The sequence below is a fragment of the Streptococcus mitis genome (assembly GCF_001579035.1).
Classification (GTDB): Bacteria; Bacillota; Bacilli; order Lactobacillales; family Streptococcaceae; genus Streptococcus; species Streptococcus mitis_J.
The window spans coordinates 1-236 of record NZ_KQ970356.1; the positions used below are offsets into that span (position 1 = coordinate 1).

A 236-nucleotide genomic window follows, 5' to 3' on the forward strand; every position below is an offset into this window, starting at 1 on the left:
CGGACCTCAATATCGAGGAGTTCCTACTCTTGAAGCGCGTGCTTCTGTCTAGCCGAGAGCTGCAAAGTTTTTATGCCAATCTGGAAAATGTCAGCTTGGAAGAATTAGCCCTTTGGTTTGAAAAATTACACGATTTTCCGCAATTACAAGGAAATCTCCAAGCCTTTAATGATGCAGGGTTCATTGAAAATTTTGCCAGTGAAGAATTGGCGCGAATCCGTCGAAAAATCCATGAT

At 42.4% G+C, this 236-nt stretch carries 1 pseudogene; it reads left to right on the forward strand.

What is annotated here, in order from left to right:
- Nucleotides 1-236 (forward strand): annotated as a pseudogene (locus tag SMIDD26_RS11040) (endonuclease MutS2); the annotation flags it as partial.